Origin of the sequence: Nocardia nepalensis, from assembly GCF_048910785.1 — a bacterium.
In the GTDB taxonomy this organism is placed as follows: domain Bacteria; phylum Actinomycetota; class Actinomycetes; order Mycobacteriales; family Mycobacteriaceae; genus Nocardia; species Nocardia nepalensis.
In genome coordinates this window covers 282197-297605 of sequence record NZ_JBKBET010000020.1, presented here as the reverse complement: position 1 = coordinate 297605, position 15409 = coordinate 282197, and the positions used below count along the sequence as shown (strand labels likewise).

General features: G+C 65.8%; 15 protein-coding genes. 8 read left to right on the top strand and 7 right to left on the bottom strand.

What is annotated here, in order from left to right; translation table 11 throughout:
* Positions 1–123: 123 nt before the first annotated feature.
* The 5 genes from ACHQ4I_RS12605 to ACHQ4I_RS12585 all read right to left on the bottom strand — a co-directional run bounded on the left by ACHQ4I_RS12605 (position 124) and on the right by ACHQ4I_RS12585 (position 6071).
* On the bottom strand, positions 124–1749 hold the full coding sequence (locus tag ACHQ4I_RS12605; protein WP_420771893.1) for an acyl-CoA synthetase: 1626 nt from the start codon (positions 1747–1749) through the stop codon (positions 124–126).
* A gap of 122 nt (positions 1750–1871) precedes the next feature.
* Positions 1872–2381 (bottom strand): ArsR/SmtB family transcription factor, encoded by a 510-nt coding sequence (locus ACHQ4I_RS12600; RefSeq protein ID WP_420771892.1) that lies wholly within the window; start codon positions 2379–2381, stop codon positions 1872–1874.
* A gap of 106 nt (positions 2382–2487) precedes the next feature.
* Complete coding sequence (locus ACHQ4I_RS12595) at positions 2488–3117, bottom strand: hypothetical protein (protein ID WP_420771891.1); 630 nt, start codon at positions 3115–3117, stop codon at positions 2488–2490.
* Between the two features lie 307 nt (positions 3118–3424).
* Positions 3425–4642, bottom strand: a complete 1218-nt coding sequence (locus tag ACHQ4I_RS12590) for an acyl-CoA dehydrogenase family protein (RefSeq protein ID WP_420771890.1) — start codon at positions 4640–4642, stop codon at positions 3425–3427.
* Positions 4643–4676: 34 nt separating this feature from the next.
* Positions 4677–6071: an acyl-CoA dehydrogenase family protein gene (locus ACHQ4I_RS12585; RefSeq protein ID WP_420771889.1), complete on the bottom strand. Its 1395-nt coding sequence runs from the start codon at positions 6069–6071 to the stop codon at positions 4677–4679.
* A 129-nt stretch (positions 6072–6200) separates the two neighbouring features.
* Here ACHQ4I_RS12585 and ACHQ4I_RS12580 point away from each other — a divergent pair, with 129 nt between their 5' ends.
* Together ACHQ4I_RS12580 and ACHQ4I_RS12575 are read left to right on the top strand one after the other, a co-directional pair.
* Complete coding sequence (locus ACHQ4I_RS12580) at positions 6201–7658, top strand: ArnT family glycosyltransferase (protein ID WP_420771888.1); 1458 nt, start codon at positions 6201–6203, stop codon at positions 7656–7658.
* Between the two features lie 309 nt (positions 7659–7967).
* Entirely contained in the window at positions 7968–8933 is a 966-nt protein-coding gene (locus tag ACHQ4I_RS12575; RefSeq protein ID WP_420771887.1) for an SMP-30/gluconolactonase/LRE family protein, read from the top strand.
* Positions 8934–8979: 46 nt separating this feature from the next.
* Here ACHQ4I_RS12575 and hisN read toward each other — a convergent pair whose 3' ends face one another.
* Positions 8980–9765, bottom strand: coding sequence for a histidinol-phosphatase (hisN, locus tag ACHQ4I_RS12570; RefSeq protein WP_420771886.1), 786 nt, complete (start codon positions 9763–9765; stop codon positions 8980–8982).
* A 62-nt stretch (positions 9766–9827) separates the two neighbouring features.
* The gene (locus tag ACHQ4I_RS12565) at positions 9828–10415 is read right to left on the bottom strand and encodes an NADPH-dependent FMN reductase (RefSeq protein ID WP_420771885.1); all 588 of its coding nucleotides are present in this window, start codon (positions 10413–10415) and stop codon (positions 9828–9830) included.
* Positions 10416–10557: 142 nt separating this feature from the next.
* On the opposite strand from ACHQ4I_RS12565, the gene ACHQ4I_RS12560 reads away from it, so the two are divergent.
* The 6 genes from ACHQ4I_RS12560 to ftsX all read left to right on the top strand — a co-directional run bounded on the left by ACHQ4I_RS12560 (position 10558) and on the right by ftsX (position 15334).
* Positions 10558–11415 (top strand): helix-turn-helix transcriptional regulator, encoded by an 858-nt coding sequence (locus ACHQ4I_RS12560; RefSeq protein ID WP_420771884.1) that lies wholly within the window; start codon positions 10558–10560, stop codon positions 11413–11415.
* Positions 11416–11572: 157 nt separating this feature from the next.
* A complete protein-coding gene (gene prfB, locus ACHQ4I_RS12555; RefSeq protein ID WP_420771883.1) occupies positions 11573–12688 on the top strand; it encodes a peptide chain release factor 2 in 1116 nt (371 codons plus the stop codon).
* Positions 12689–12781: 93 nt separating this feature from the next.
* Complete coding sequence (locus tag ACHQ4I_RS12550) at positions 12782–13546, top strand: mechanosensitive ion channel family protein (RefSeq protein WP_420772662.1); 765 nt, start codon at positions 12782–12784, stop codon at positions 13544–13546.
* 16 nt (positions 13547–13562) lie between these two features.
* Positions 13563–13688: a hypothetical protein gene (locus ACHQ4I_RS12545; RefSeq protein WP_420771882.1), complete on the top strand. Its 126-nt coding sequence runs from the start codon at positions 13563–13565 to the stop codon at positions 13686–13688.
* A gap of 60 nt (positions 13689–13748) precedes the next feature.
* A complete protein-coding gene (gene ftsE / locus ACHQ4I_RS12540; protein ID WP_420772661.1) occupies positions 13749–14429 on the top strand; it encodes a cell division ATP-binding protein FtsE in 681 nt (226 codons plus the stop codon).
* Positions 14429–15334: a permease-like cell division protein FtsX gene (gene ftsX / locus ACHQ4I_RS12535; RefSeq protein WP_420771881.1), complete on the top strand. Its 906-nt coding sequence runs from the start codon at positions 14429–14431 to the stop codon at positions 15332–15334. The genes ftsE and ftsX overlap by 1 nt, the downstream gene beginning before the upstream one ends.
* Positions 15335–15409 lie beyond the last annotated feature (75 nt).

Genomic DNA, 15409 nt, shown 5'->3' with positions numbered 1-15409 from the left:
CCACCCACCGGGACCGGGGGTGGTGTGGACCGCAACTTCGAGATCCAGTGCTGCCGCTAACAATAGCAAGCGTCTGTGACCCGGTGTGTCACGTATCTCAGTTGCCCGATTCAGTTGTCCCGATCAGGCCCGGACTTCGTACTCGACCAGCACTCGGCGCAGCAGTTTCCCGGTGGGGTTGCGGGGGAGATCGTCGAGGAAGACGACCTCGCGCGGCACCTTGTACCGGGCCAGGTTCTCCTTGACGTAGCTCTTGATCTCCTCGCCGTCGGGGGAGTGACCGGCCTCGGGGACCACGAAGGCGCGCAGGCGCTTGCCGAATTCGACATCGTCGACGCCGACCACCGCGGCATCGAATACGTCCGGGCGCTCCAGCAGCAGGTTCTCCACCTCCTGCGGGAAGACGTTCTCGCCGCCGGAGACGATCATGTCGTCATCGCGGCCGTCCACCATCAGCAGACCGTGCTCGTCGATATGCCCGACATCACCGCTGGACATATAGCCGTCGATGATCTGCTTATGCCTGCCGTCGGTGTAGCCCTCGAACGGCGCGCCGCTGCGAACGAAGATGCGCGCGGTGGTGTTGATCGCGGTGACCTGCTTGTCGTTGTCGTCGTAGAGCCGGACCTCGCAGGTGATCGGCGCGCGGCCGACGGTGCCGGGTGCGATGGCCAGATCGTCCGGATTCGCGACGGTGGCGACGGCGCATTCGGTCGAGCCGTACAGGTTGTACAGCACCGGGCCGAAGATCTGCGTGGCCTTGACGCACAGTTCCGGCGAGAGCGCCGAACCGGCGAGCAGAATGCATTTCAGCGAGGTGGTGTCGTATTTGGCGCGGATCTCCGGCGCCAGTTCGGTCATCCGGTGCAGCATGGTCGGCACCGCGACCAGCATCTCGGCCTTGTGATCGGCCACCATCTTCAGTGTGGCCTCGGCGTCGAACCGACGGCGCACCACCACCTTATTGCTCATCGCGGAGGCGACCAGGTAGGTGCCGAGTCCGGTGCTGTGGAAGATCGGCGACACGATGACCTGAGTTCCCCTGACCGGGAACGGAATTCGGTCCACCATCTGCGCGGTGGCCAGCGGGGTCACCTTGCTGCGCGGCGCGCCCTTGGGCAGGCCGGTGGTGCCGCTGGTGAGGATGACGAAGCCGCCCGGCTTGGCCGGCGCGGGCAGATCCGCGGTGGAGTTTGCGGCGATAAGATCGTCGAGAGTCGTTGCGCCCTCGGGCAATTCGGTGCCCTCGTCGACCCAGGTGAGATAGCGTGGGAGGTCGGCGGGCAGCGCGTCGAGCAGTCCGAGGAACTCGCTGTCGTGCAGCACGGCCTTGACCTTCTCGCGCTCGCAGACCTCGGCGAACTGCGGCTTGGCGAATCCGGTGTTCATCAACGCGACCCGCGCGCCGAGCTTGCCCGCGGCGGCCATGGCCAGGATGAGGCCGCGGTGGTCGCGCGCCAGCACACCGACCACGGATCCCTCGGTCAGATTCGCCTGCCGCAGGCCGCGTGCGATCGCGGTCGACTGCTCATCGAGTTGCCGGTAGGTCAGTTCGCCGCGCTCGTCCACCAGCCCGGGCGCATCGGGCGCGACTCGCGCCGAATGCCGGATCAGCGTCGCCTGCGGCCCGTAGACCTGCGATTCCTTCGCCATCCGCAAAGTCTCCAGCGGCTTCTTGGGATCGCTGACCCCTCTCGCCCGCAGCACTCCCAGCGCCTTGACCGCCTCCAACGCATGCGCCAACTTCATCGTCGACCACCTCTACCAGGAACTCGCGTCGGCACTCGACCTAGCGATATCGAACGAGCGTTATGTCTCATCAACCGTATCAGCGGCTATGGCGTGGATCACAACCATCCGCCCGATCTTGGTCAGCGCCGAGTGATAGCCAACGCGATCAGCAACGGCACGACGCGCTTCGGGGGGACTTCGAAGCGGCCGCGTTCCACCGTGTGCAGCCAGCCGGTGGCCGCCAGTTGGCGCAGGTGGTGGTAGATCTGGCCGGAGGTGCCGACCTCGTCGAGGTCGGTGAGTTCGGCGGCGGTTCGGCTGCCGCGCAGGATCTCGCGCAGAATGCGCAGGCGGACCGGACTGCCAAGGGCGGCAAGGCATTCGGCGGCATCGTCCCAGTCGTAGGCGACCATCTCGTCGGTGGTGAAACGGACCTGCCAGTCGAACTGTTCGGCGCTGGGTAGTCGGCCCGATCCGGCGAACATCACTCCGCCGTTGCGTTCGTCTCTGGCCGCGAACTCCTCCTGCAGTTGCCGCAGTGCCCACCCTTCCGGCGGGGCGGATACATTCGCTCGCCCGTTGCTGCCGCGGACGAGTTCCGTCGCGGCGACGCGGCGCTCTAGCTTTGCTAGTCGATCTTCCAAACTCACGAGCGCAATGTACGGAATTACGTAATTGCTGGCAATGGTTCAGCATCGGCCGATGTGACGCGAAAGCCCGGCACGGACGTCCGTGCCGGGCTCGCGTGCCGGGTGGCTAGTTGGTGGAGATCACCCCGAAGGACGGGATGGAGATGGTGGCGAGTCGGTACTGGAAACCATCCGGGTTGGCATCGCTGACCGGGACGGGCCAGCGGTGCCACAGGGTTCCGTAGACCGCGGCGACGACGAGGCCGCCGCCGATGTCGAGCGGGCGGGTGCGGATGGTGGTGTCGACCGTGGCGTCCTCGTGCTCATTGAGCGTTTCGGTGCCGGTGCGGCCGTTGGTCAGGTTGTACCAGAACACCTGGAGCTTGGCTCCTTCCTGGTTCGGCGAGATCGTGCCCGGTCCGCCGAAGAATCCGAATCGGAACCCGTCATAGACGAGGGCGACGCCGGACCCATAGACGCCCGGCCCGTCACCGCGCCCGAGATCGGATTGCGCCGGCATCTGGAACGGCTGCGCGGGCAGCGCCACCTGCCCGGCAATCGGTCCGGAGGCCAACAGCCGATCGATGGCCTGTTCGGCCGCGGGATTCCCGCTGGCAGCCGACCGCAGCTGCTGTGTGGCCGCATTCCAGTCGATCGCCGCCGGTTCGGCAGCGGCATGACCAGCGAATACGGTAGCGAGTGCGGTGGCGGCCGCGAGTGCGGCGGTGAAACGACGTATCAAACCCAACCTGTGCATAACCAATCTCCTTGTGGGGCCTTGGTGTAGCTCGATGGAATTCGTCCGGTGAATGATTCGGAGCCGACATACCGGCCGTTCCGTTCACTGTGATCCAGAACACTCTACTGTGCGGTGATCGGCCCCGGTTATGCGGTGGCGTCCAGGTCATCGGCGAGCTGCCGCGGATCAAACCGACTGTGTCCACACCGGGGTCAGCCGCAACGGGCGGCTCGGCCGTACCGAGCACCGCGGCCGCTATCCGAAAAGCCGGTGTGAGTCACGCGGACCCACACCGGCTTCTATTGCGGCACTTGCTAGTTCGGCATCACTTCAGTTCGGCGCTGGTCTTGCCGAGGACGCGCCGGGCCACGATGAGCTGCTGGATCTGCTGGGTGCCCTCGAAGATGTCCAGAATCTTCGAATCGCGGCCCCACTTTTCGAGCAGGGTGCGCTGGGAGTAGCCGATGGCGCCGGCCAGTTCGACGGCCTTCAGGGTGACGTCGGTGCCGGTGCGGCCAGCCTTGGCCTTGGACATGGAGGCTTCCAGCGAATTCGGCTTCTTGTTGTCGGCCATCCATGCCGCGCGCAGGGCGAGCAGGTAGGCGGACTCGTAATCGGCTTCCATGCGCAGGAATTCGGCGGCCGCGGCGTGCTGGTTATTGGCCGGGATGTCGTAGGAGATCTCGACACCGGCGTCGGTCAGGATGGCGCGCAGCTCTTCGAGTGCGGCCCGCGCGACACCGACCGCCATCGCGGCGACCAGGGGACGGGTGTTGTCGAAGGTCTGCATGACCCCGGCGAAACCCTTCTCCACGTTGACCTCCGGGCTGCCGAGGATGTTGTCCTTCGGAATCCGGCAGTCCTGCAACAGCAGTACCGCGGTATCGGAGGCCTTGATGCCGAGCTTGTGCTCGAGCCGGGCCACCGAAAGACCGGGGGCATCCCGAGGCACGACGAACGACTTGATCGCGGCGCGGCCGAGGCTGCGGTCCACCGAGGCCCACACCACGATGTGGGTGGAGCGCTGACCCGCGGTCACGAAGATCTTCTCGCCGTTGAGCACCCACTCGTCGCCATCCAGCACGGCGGTGGTGGTGACGGCCGCCGAGTCGGAGCCGAAGGACGGCTCGGTGATCGCCATCGAGGCCCACACCTTGCCGAAACGCTTCAGCTGCTCATCGGTGGCGACGGCCGCGATGGCCGCATTGCCGAGACCCTGGTAGGGGATCGAGAGCATCAGGCCGACGTCGCCCCAGGAGGTCTCCAGCGCGTTCAGCAGCGCGGACATATTGCCGCCGTTGGTGTTTCCGAGCAGCTCGGTGGCGTGTTCGTCGTCGGAGCGGCCACCGGCCGCGCCACCGATCTTCTGGGTGCCGGAGTCGGCCAGGCCCTCGACCATCGCGGCCATGGTGTCCAGCTCGACCGGGTACTCGTGCTCGCCGAGGTCGTACTTGCGCGAGATCGGCCGGAAGATCTCCTGGGCCACCTGGTGGGCCTGATTGGCGCTGGCCCGCAGCTTCTTGGGGAGTTCGAGATTGATCATGGGGATATCTCCTGGAAGTTGAGGAACCAGCCGGTTAGACGAGCACGACACCTTCGGCGACGCCGATGGCCCGCAGATCGCGGTACCAGCGCTCGACCGGGTGTTCCTTGGTGAAGCCGTGGCCGCCGAGCAACTGCACACCGTCGAGGCCGATCTGCATGCCCTTATCGGTGGCGAGCTTGCGGGCCAGCGCCGCCTCGCGGGCGTAGGACAGGCCCTGCTCCGCGCGTGACGCACCCCGCAGGGTCACGAGCCGCAGGCCGTCCAGTTCGATTGCCATATTCGCGACCATGAACGCGACCGCCTGGCGATGCGAGATCGGCTCGCCGAACGCCTCGCGCTCGTTCACGTACGGAATCACGTAGTCCAGCACGGCCTGACCGGTGCCGATGGCGAGCGAGGCCCAGCCGAGGCGAGCCAGGCGCACCGCATCGGCGTACTCCTCGGCGCGGGTCTTGGCATCGCCGTCGCCGAGGATGGCGTCCGTGCCGACCGCGACATCGTTGAGCAGCAGCCGGCCCAGACCGGCGGCGCGCAGACCCATGCTCGGATCGGCCTCGACGACCAGACCCTGGCTGTCGGAGGGCACGATGAACAGGGCGGGGCGGCCGTCGAGTTCGGCGGCCACGATGAATAGCTCGGCGTCACCGGCAGCCGGGACCAGGCTCTTCACGCCGTTGAGGCGGTAGCCGCTCGGCGAGCGGGTCGCCTTGGTCTGCAGGGCGAACGGGTCGAACAGGGCGCGCGGCTCGCTGATCACGACCGAGGCCTGCGGCACGTTCTCACCCGTGAATGCGGGCAGGTAGGTCTGCTGCTGCGCGTCGGTGCCCCATTGGGCGAGGGCGACCGCGACACCGCTCGGCGCGAGAATCGGCAGGGCCAGGCCCATATCGCCGTGCGCGAGCGCCTCGGCGACCAGCGAGTTGGTGACCGCGCCGCGTTCGGCGGCCGCGCCTTCCAGCTCCTCGGGCACGTTGATCAGGGTGATGCCGAGTTCGGCGGCGCGCTCGAGCAGATCGCGCGGCGCCTTCGCGGAGTTATCGGCCTCGTAGGCGGCCGGGCGCAGGATCTCGGCGGCGAATTCCTTCACCGTCTCGACGATCATCTGCTGCTCGTCGCTCGGGGTCAGGTCGAAGAAGTCCTTCTTCTTGGACTCGTTGTCGGCCAGGCGCTTTGGCGCGCCACCGCCGGCAACCTTGCCGAATGCGCGAGTCGCGGCACCGAGGGTGCGGAACCCGGTCTTGGTGCCTTCGTAGGTGACTCGCTCGATCGGCTTGCGCAGGTTGTACTTCTCGGCGAGATCCGACCCGGTAATGGTCGTCATCACCCGCATGGCCGCGCCCATCCAGTCCCGTTTCGGGTGGTTCAGGCCGACCGCGGACGTGTCTGGACGTCGCGTCGTTGCGCTGTCTCGAGTGCTCATCATCACCTGTTTTCTCGGATGGGTGGGGTGAGGTCTTGTCCCAGCTATCTTACTCCTGAGTAAGGCTATCTTACTCCAGAGTAAGAAGTGCGTCGAGGTGCAGCTTACGCCGCCGAACCGTGTCAGGCTGGACAAGTGCCCAAAATTGCGTGGCGGCAGCTATCGGTCGTCGCCGTTCTCTTTGCCGCGCTACTCGCCGCCTTCGCTGGGCGCTATGGCTATCACCGGGACGAGCTGTATTTTCTGGCGGCGGGCAGGCACTTGGACTGGGGTTACCCGGATCAGCCGGCACTGACGCCGCTACTCGCCCGCGCGATGTCGGCAATCGATGCCGATTCGTTACTGCTGCTGCGGCTTCCGTCGATCTCGGCGGCGACATTCGTCGTCTCCGCCGGGCTGATGGCGCGCGAGCTCGGCGGTGGGCGTGCGGCGCAGATATTGGCGTCGGCCGCGGTCGCGAGTGCGGCGATGGTGCTGGGTATCGGTCATCTGCTGACCACGACGTCCTTCGATATGGCGGCGTGGGTGCTGGTCTGTCTGCTGGTTCTGAAACTTCTGCGTGATCCGCCAACGGCTGCGCAGCTCTGGCCAGCGGTGGGGGTGGCTATCGGGATCGGGTTGCAGAACAAGGTGCTGCTGATCTTCCCAGTGGCGGCGCTGGTGCTGTCGCTGGTTCTGGTCGGCCCGCGAAAGGTGCTCGCCACCAGGTACTTTCCGATGGCGGTCGGGCTGGCCGTGGTGATCTGGCTGCCATATCTATGGTGGCAGGGGCGCAATGGCTGGCCGCAGTGGGAGATGAGTCGGGCGATCGCGGGCGGATCCTCCGGAACCTCGGATTCGCCGGTGACATTCGTGCTGTTGCAATTCGGGCTGATGGGGCCATTGCTGGTGCCGCTGTGGGCATTCGGGCTCTGGCGGTTGTGGCGAGATCCGCGTCGGCGCGCGTTTGCGGTCGCCTACGCGCTGATGTTCGTGGTGTTCTTGGTCAGCGGCGGCAAGGCGTACTACATGGGTGGGATGTATCCGATTCTGTTGGCCGCCGGTGCAGTACCGGTCGCGGCCTGGCTGGGGAGTCAGCGAATCCGTTGGGCGGCAGTGGGTTCGGTGATCGCGGTGAATGCGGTCAGCTCGGCCGTGCTGTTCCTGCCGGTATTACCCATTGCGCAACTGAAGGATTCGCCGGTGCTCGCGATCGACTACGACGCGGGGGAAACCATTGGTTGGCCGCAATTCGTGCGCCGCATCGCCGAGGTGCGCGCCGCGCTCGGACCCGATATCGCCATCCTCACCGGCAATTCGGGCGAGGCGGGCGCGATCGAACGCTTCGGCGGCGAATACGGACTGCCGACTCCATACAGCGGCCACAACTCCTACTGGTGGTGGGGTCCGCCCAGTGATACGGCCGCCGCGGTCATCACCGTTGGCGTCGACCGCCAGCACCTGGTGCGGTACTTCGCCGAGATCGAACCCGTCGGCCGCATCGACAACGGCCTCGGCATCGATAATGACGAACAAGGTCGGCCGCTGTTCGTCTGCCGGAATCCGCGAGCGCCTTGGTCCGAACTGTGGCCCGAGGCGAAACACCTGGGCTGACCGGTCGCCGTGAATGATCTTGGTTGCCAAGAAAATTGGGGTGCAAGGGCCATCCATACGACGCTCCGCAACGAAGATCGATCGACGCCTATCTAGAGCAGGTGCCGTCCCCACCACTCGGCCGCGACTTTCCGCCGAGGCTGATTTCCACTGTGCAAGAAGGAGATGTCATGGTTATTCGCATTATCGATCAGTTCGTCTCCGGGATCCTCAGTTTGATGGGCATGTTGTTCATTCCGTGAGTCGGGTCGTCCGGGGCGGAAAGTCCGCCCCGGGCAACATTCCAGCGCGGCTGTTAGGTTGTGCCACATGGCAAGACGGCCGCGTAGTCGGCGACTAGGGGCAACGCTGCTGACGGCGGCCGTTGCGATGGGAATTGGCGCCGGGGCGACGGCCGTGGCGGAGGCGCCTTCCGGTTCGTGTGCGAATGGATGGGACGTATCGACGGTCGTCAGCGGTGTCGGCAATCTGGAGAATCTCGATACCGACGGTGCTGGCGGTTTCTACGTCACCGGAATAGTCGACGGGTACCTGGCCCATATCGATGCAGCGGGCAAATTCGAGACACTTGTGACCGGTCTCGACCATCCGGCCGGAGTGCGGGTCGTCGGCCGTTCCGTCTACTTCCTCACCGGCGATGGTTTGTCGGAAGCGCCGGGCACCCTGCGGCGCTATGACATCGACACCGGTGCGGTGACGATTCTGCTCACCGAGCTGTCCGGTCCGAACGGACTGCTCGAACTGCCCGACGGAGATCTGCTCTTCGCCACGATCGGGGTCACCGGCCCGGCGACCGGAATCTCGCGGTATCGGCCGTCGACGGGGGAGTACACGAAGGTCTGGTCCAACCTGCCGTGGACGAATGGGCTAGCGCTCGCCGCCGACGGGAAATCGATCTACACCGACAACATGACCATGCGCGTTTTCCGCGTCCCCCTCGGCGACCCCGATAACCCGACCGTCGTTGCCGGCCCGCCCAATTTGATCGCGCTGCCCGACGATATGGAAGCCACCCGCGCTGGCCAACTCTTCGTCGCCGACCAAATCCAGGGCGCGGTCTACCAGATCGATCCGGCCACCGGCGCGGCGTGCACGATCATCACCGGCCTGATCAAACCCGGCCCGATGCGCAACCCACCGGATGGCGCCACCTCCGTGCGGATCGCCCGGGACGGCGAAGGCTGGGCTCTTTTCGTCACGAGCATGGACGGAACCCTGCGTCGGCTGCGTCCACCGTCAGGAATAGACCTGACTCCGGCCGACCCGAGGCGCTAGAAAGGGACTGTGCCCGAAGGTCTGGAGTCTGGGGCTGCGATCGGGGTCAAGGCTGGAGGCGCGCGAGTACCTCGTCGTGGAGTAGGCCGTTGGTGGCGATCGCGTCGCCGCCGTGCGGCCCCGCGCCCCCGGCGAGCGAGGTGAAGCGGCCGCCTGCCTCGCGGACCAGAATGTCGAGTGCGGCCAGATCCCACAGGGATACTTCGGGTTCGGTGGCGATATCGACCGCGCCCTCGGCGAGCAGGCAGTAGGTGAAGAAATCGCCGTAGCCGCGGACGCGCCACACGTCATCGGTGAGGTCGAGGAACTTCTCGCGCAGACCGCGCTCGCGCCAGCCCGACAGGCTGGAGAAGGCCAGGCTGGCCGAGCCGAGCTCACCCACCGCGGAGACCGAAATCGGTTTCGCCGCATCGGAATCGACACCGGCCCAGGCGCCGGAACCGGCCGCCGCCCACCACCGCCGGGCCAGCGCGGGCGCGCTGACCACACCGACCACCGGCACACCGTCCTCCAGCAGCGATATCAACGTCGCCCAAATCGGCACCCGTCGCACGAAATTCTTGGTGCCATCGATCGGATCGATCACCCACTGCCGACCGCTGAACTCGGCATCGCCGCCGAACTCCTCGCCGAGCACCGAATCCGCCGGCCGCTCCCGCCCCAGCACCTGCCGTATCGCCTGCTCCACCGCCAGATCCGCATCCGAAACCGGCGTCAGGTCCGGCTTCGAATCCACCTTCAGATCCAGCGCACCGAACCGCCCGCGGGTAATGACATCGGCCGCATCGGCCAGCCGCAGGGCGAGTTCGAGATCGGAGGAGTAATCAGCCACGCCCCGAACCCTATCGCCCGCCCACTCCCGGCAGTTACCACCCCGAGTGGGTCTGGTCGGGCCTATGCGGCGGGGACGGAGCGGGCGGCGGCGAGGGCGTTTGCCCACCAGTGCAATTGGTCGAGCATCGCCGTTGCGGCGGCGGCGGGTTCCTCGGGTTCGAGCAGCTTGCCCGCGGCGTCGAAGAGCAGGTAGTAGCGGGGGAAGCTGACGTAGTTGCGGACGGTGTGGGCGTTGAGTTCGTTGAAGACCTGGCGCAGGTGTTCGATGGCGAGCAGGCCGCCGCTCGCCCCGCTGTAACCGACGAAACCGATTGCCTTGTTCTCCCATTGGGTGAAGTGCCAGTCGATGGCCGCCTTCAGCGAGGCCGGGTAGCTGCGGTTGTAGTCGGGGGTGAGGATGACGAACGCGTCGGCTTCCCCGAGCCGCCTGGTGAGGTCGATCATCCCGGCCGGGCGCTCCGGATCAGGATCGAGCATCGGGGAAACCGCGGGCAGCGCCAATGGCAGTTCGGCCTCGGCCAAGTCGATGAGGTCGATCTCGAATGCGCCGTGGCGGGCGGCCTGCTCGACGAACCAATTGGCGACGGCCGGGGCGAAGCGTCCCTCCCGGACGCTGCCGATGATCACCGCGAGCTTCAAGGTGGACATGGTGTTCTCCTTCGGTCGGGCGCGACCGGGGTGGTCGCTCTCGGTTCAAATCTGCTGCCCCGCGTCGCGACCAGGAAGACCGCGCGGAGAGTGGTAGTGGCAGGGACACCCTCCGCGCAGACCGGGCTTGTACGGTCGAAAAGTGAGCGATAACGAGTTGGGGCTGTTCCTGCGCACCCGCCGTGAAGCGGTGACGCCAGCCCAGGTCGGGCTGCCTACCGGACCGCGCCGCCGCACCCCCGGCCTGCGCCGCGCCGAACTGGCCACCCTGGCCGGAGTGAGTGTCGAATACATCACGCGTCTCGAACAGGGCCGCGACCGCCGACCATCGCCGCCGGTGCTGTCCGCACTCGCCGACGCACTCGGTTTGGCGCCGAGCGAACGCATCCACCTGCACCGGCTCAGGAAGGGCGCCGATCCGGGTTTCAGCTGCCTGGGCGGTGCGCAGCCGCCGCGCGAGGTGCGCCCCGCGGTCCGCGCCATTCTCGATCGGCTGGAACCCGCGCCCGCGCTGGTCGTCAACCGACTGCGGGAAGTGCTCGCCTGGACCGCGGGCTATGAGCGCCTGATGGCGCCGATCGGACTGCTCGCAGATGCGCGCCAGGCCAATCTCGCACTGTTCGTCTTCACCGACCCGCGCGCCCGCACCGCCTATCCGGACTGGGATCACGTCGCCGACGAACTGGTCGCCGCGCTGAAGCAGGGGCCATTCCGCACCGACCCGCACATCGCGGCGCTGGCCGACGAGCTCACCGTCGCCGCGGGTACCGAGTTCACCCGCCGCGTCGAATCGGTCCCCAGTCTCGCCGCAGCCACCGGCACCACCCGCCTGACCCACCCGGATGCGGGCTCGCTCCGGCTTACCTACGAAACCCTCGAACTCTCCGCCGATGACGACCAGCAACTGATCGTCTACCTCCCGGCGGACGACTCGACCGCCGCTGCCCTGGACACCCTGGCGGGTCGCCGCCCCGGCGGACTCCGCGCCGTTTCCGGCTGAACCGCAGTCTTTGATCGCCTGAGCGTGCACTTTCCCGTCGAATCCGGCGGATTCACGCGAAAAGTGGATGCTCGGTCCGACCGGCCTTCGGCCCGGGCCATACGCCAGGTGACCGCGTATTTCACCGTCTCAACCGCGCCCAGTAGGCTTGAGCATCGTGCATCCTGACGTTTCCGCTGATATCGCCGAACTCGACGCCACTCTCAAGACCGTCGAGTCGGTCCTCGATGTCGAGGAGCTGCGTCGACGGATCGATGAGCTCGAGCATCAGGCCGCCGATCCCGATCTGTGGAACAACCAGGAGCACGCGCAGCAAGTGACCAGTGAGCTGTCGCACGCCCAGAGCGAGTTGCGCCGGGTCGAGGAACTGCGTCAGCGGCTCGAGGATCTATCGGTGCTCTACGAATTGGTCGAGGAAGAGGAGGGCGAGGCCAGGGTGGCCGCGCTCGCCGACGCCGATGCCGAACGGGCAACGCTGCACGCCGATGTGGAGGCCATGGAGGTCCGCACTCTGCTCTCGGGCGAGTACGACAAGCGCGAGGCGCTGGTCAACATCCGCTCCGGCGCCGGTGGCGTGGACGCCGCCGACTGGGCCGAGATGCTGATGCGCATGTACATCCGCTGGGCGGACCGGCACAAGTACTCCGTCGAGGTCTACGACACCTCCTACGCCGAGGAGGCGGGCATCAAGAGCGCCACCTTCGCGGTGAAATCGCCCTATGCCTACGGCACCCTCTCGGTGGAGATGGGCACGCACCGGCTGGTCCGGATCAGCCCGTTCGACAACCAGGGGCGCCGCCAGACCTCCTTCGCCGAGGTCGAGGTGCTGCCGGTGGTCGAGACCACCGACCACATCGAGATTCCCGAGGGCGAGGTCCGCGTCGACGTCTACCGTTCGTCGGGTCCCGGTGGTCAGAGCGTCAACACCACCGACTCGGCGGTGCGACTGACGCATATCCCCACCGGCATCGTGGTCACCTGTCAGAACGAGAAATCCCAGCTACAGAACAAGATTTCGGCCATGCGGGTGCTGCAGGCCAAGCTGCTCGAGCGCAAGCGGCAGGAGGAGCGCGCCGAGATGGACGCGCTCAAGACCAACGAGGGCGCGTCCTGGGGCAACCAGATGCGCTCGTATGTGCTGCACCCGTACCAGATGGTCAAGGATCTGCGCACCAACTACGAAGTCAACAATCCGAGTGCCGTGCTCGACGGTGATATCGATGGTTTCATCGAATCCGGAATTCGTTGGCGAATGCGAGAGCAGGCGAGCTAGTTGGACGTACCCCAGGCTTTCTCCACGTCCGGCGACTTCACCACCTGGCTGCGTTCCGCGGGACTCGAGATCGTCCTGTACATCCTCGGGGCGATGCTGTTCAGCCGGTTCGCCACCTTCATCAGGGACCGGATCACCCGCAGGATCGATGCGAGCTTCCGCAGCAGCGATGCGCTGGTGCGCTCCGAGGCGGCCAAGCATCGGCATGCGCTGGCCCAGGTGGTCACCTGGGTGGTGCTGACGATCGTCTACGTCCTGGTCGGCATCGAGGTGCTGCGCCGGTTCGGCTTCGGTGTCACTGGCCTGGTTGCGCCAGCGGCCGTACTCGGCGCCGCGCTCGGTTTCGGCGCGCAGCGCATCGTGCAGGACATTCTGGCCGGATTCTTCTTGATCACCGAGCGGCAGTACGGATTCGGTGATGTGGTTCGCATCGCGGTCACTGGATCCGCGGAGCAGGCCGAGGGTACGGTCGAGGACGTCACGCTGCGGATCACCACATTGCGCAATGCCGACGGTGAGGTGATCACCGTGCCCAATGGCCAGATCGTGAAAGTCACGAATCTGTCGAAGGATTGGGCGCGTGCCGCGATCGATGTGCCGGTTGCGGCCAGCGCCGATATCACCAGGGTCAACGAGATCCTGCACGAGGTCGGTACAAAGGCGTACGAGGACCGAAGGTTGAAGCCGCTGCTGCTCGACGAGCCCACCGTGATGGGTGTCGAAGACCTCACAGTGGACCAGATGAACATCCGAATGGTTGCCCGAACGTTGCCAGGCAAACAATTCGAAGTCGGTCGTGAGTTGCGGGTGCGAGTGGCCGCGGCGCTGCGCCGGGAGGGAATCAGTGAGACCACGTAGATCCACGGCGATCCTGATGGCAACATGGGTCGCCATATTCGTGTTGTACCTGTTCGTCAAGCCCGATCAACCGATCGTGACATCGCCCGAGAAACTCAACACCGTTCCCGCAGTGATGAATACGGCTACGCCCGAACATTGACCATGATGTAGCTACTGGCTGCACGGCGGTTGCTGGTTACACTGGCTAGCCGTGATCGCTATGCGGAACGTGACAAAGTCGTATCAGACCTCGACGCGACCCGCGCTGGACAACATCACCGTCGATGTGGGTAAAGGCGAGTTCGTCTTCATCATCGGCCCGTCCGGTTCGGGCAAGTCGACCTTCATGCGACTGCTGCTCAAGGAGGAGGCCCCGACCGCGGGCGAGATTCGGGTCGCCGATTTCCGGGTCGACCGACTACCAGGGCGGAAGGTGCCGAAGTTGCGTCAGCGCATGGGGTGCGTCTTCCAGGACTTCCGCCTGCTGCAGCAGAAGACCGTCGCGGAGAACGTCGCCTTCGCGCTGGAGGTGATCGGCAAAAGGCGCCAGTTCATCGAGCGGACCGTGCCCGAGGTACTCGATATGGTCGGGCTCGGCGGCAAGGCCGACCGGCTGCCGAGCGAACTGTCCGGCGGTGAACAGCAGCGCGTGGCGATCGCCAGGGCATTCGTGAACCGGCCGCTGGTCCTGCTCGCGGACGAGCCGACCGGCAATCTCGATCCGGACACCAGCGCCGACATCATGCTGCTGCTCGAGCGGATCAACCGCACCGGCACCACCGTGGTGATGGCCACCCACGACAATCACATCGTCGACGCGATGCGCAAGAGAGTGGTGGAGTTGGACCGGGGCCGTCTGATTCGCGACGAAGCGACCGGCGTCTACGGGGTGGGCCGGTAATGCGCGCTGGATTCCTGTTCAACGAGGTCCTCACCGGTCTGCGTCGCAATGTCACCATGACCATCGCGATGATCCTGACCACCGCGGTATCGCTCACCATGCTCGGCGGCGGTCTGCTCGCCTTGCGGATCGCGGATAAGACCCAGAACTACTTCATGGATCGGGTCGAGATCCGGCTCTACCTGACCGATCTGGTCTCGGCGACCGATTCCGACTGTTCGAAGAGGCCGTGTCAGGACCTGATGTCGGATCTGAAGAAGACCGATGGTGTGGTCTCGGTCCAGTTCGTCAACAGCGACGAGGCGATGAAGGAAGCCACCGAGGTGACCTTCAAGGATCAGCCCGAGATGCTGGACATGATGAAGGACACCCGGTTGCCCGCGTCGTTGCGCGTGAAGATGACCGATGCCGATCAGTACCCCCGGATCTACGAGACGTTCAATGGCAAGGACGGGATCCAGAGCGTGCTCAACGACAAGGACACCGTGGACCGATTGGTCGGGGTGTTCGATGGCCTGCGGAATGCGGCGTTCGGGTTGGCGGCGCTGCAGGCCTTGGCCGCGGTGCTGTTGATCGCGAATATGGTGCAGATCGCGGCGTTCAGTCGGCGCGAAGAGGTCGGCATCATGCGGATGGTCGGTGCGACGCGCTGGTACACACAGTTGCCGTTCCTCTTGGAGGCGGTGGTCGCGGCGTTGGCGGGGTCGATTCTGGCGGTTGTCGGGTTGTTCCTCGCGCAACCGCTGGTGGTCAATCGTGGGCTCGGCGCGCTGTTCAACAGCAACGTTTTCCCGCATATCAGCAACGAGGACATCGCGCTGGTGTCGTTGACCATCGCGCCGCTCGGCATCGTATTCGCGGCGATCACGGCCTATGGCACGTTGCGCTACTACGTTCGGGACTGACAACCTCTCTCGATGACGGCCTGGCACACGTGTGGCTTGTGCGAGGCCGTCAGCGGGTATGCGACGATCCGGCCG

What these genes read in the sequence shown, in the direction of transcription:
- ACHQ4I_RS12605 (WP_420771893.1), bottom strand. Translation starts at nt 1,749, where the DNA reads ATGAAGTTGGCGCATGCGTTGGAGGCGGTCAAGGCGCTGGGAGTGCTG.
- ftsX (WP_420771881.1), top strand. Translation starts at nt 14,429, where the DNA reads ATGCGCGCTGGATTCCTGTTCAACGAGGTCCTCACCGGTCTGCGTCGC.
- ACHQ4I_RS12590 (WP_420771890.1), bottom strand. Translation starts at nt 4,642, where the DNA reads ATGATCAATCTCGAACTCCCCAAGAAGCTGCGGGCCAGCGCCAATCAG.
- ACHQ4I_RS12545 (WP_420771882.1), top strand. Translation starts at nt 13,563, where the DNA reads ATGGCAACATGGGTCGCCATATTCGTGTTGTACCTGTTCGTCAAGCCC.
- ACHQ4I_RS12575 (WP_420771887.1), top strand. Translation starts at nt 7,968, where the DNA reads ATGGCAAGACGGCCGCGTAGTCGGCGACTAGGGGCAACGCTGCTGACG.
- ACHQ4I_RS12595 (WP_420771891.1), bottom strand. Translation starts at nt 3,117, where the DNA reads ATGCACAGGTTGGGTTTGATACGTCGTTTCACCGCCGCACTCGCGGCC.
- ftsE (WP_420772661.1), top strand. Translation starts at nt 13,749, where the DNA reads ATGCGGAACGTGACAAAGTCGTATCAGACCTCGACGCGACCCGCGCTG.
- ACHQ4I_RS12565 (WP_420771885.1), bottom strand. Translation starts at nt 10,415, where the DNA reads ATGTCCACCTTGAAGCTCGCGGTGATCATCGGCAGCGTCCGGGAGGGA.
- ACHQ4I_RS12550 (WP_420772662.1), top strand. Translation starts at nt 12,782, where the DNA reads ATGCTGTTCAGCCGGTTCGCCACCTTCATCAGGGACCGGATCACCCGC.